This window comes from Pseudoalteromonas sp. SR45-1, from assembly GCF_014163655.1.
GTDB lineage: Bacteria > Pseudomonadota > Gammaproteobacteria > Enterobacterales > Alteromonadaceae > Pseudoalteromonas > Pseudoalteromonas distincta.
The window spans coordinates 1-202 of record NZ_JACJDR010000068.1; the positions used below are offsets into that span (position 1 = coordinate 1).

Genomic DNA, 202 nt, shown 5'->3' on the forward strand with positions numbered 1-202 from the left:
TAGGTGTTGATGTGAGTGTGTATTAATTGCGCACATTTCACTTTTCTTCAGACGTAAAAAAGCCCGAATCGTTAGATTCGGGCTTTCTACAATTTGAAGCCTGGTAATGTCCTACTTTCACATAGCAAATGCTACACTATCATCGGCGCTGTTTCGTTTCACTACTGAGTTCGGCATGGAGTCAGGTGGGTCCAAAACGCTA

General features: G+C 43.1%; 1 rRNA gene. It reads right to left on the reverse strand.

The window, feature by feature from the left end:
* Positions 1-98: 98 nt before the first annotated feature.
* Positions 99-202: ribosomal RNA gene (rrf, locus tag H5089_RS20165) — 5S ribosomal RNA — on the reverse strand; the annotation flags it as partial.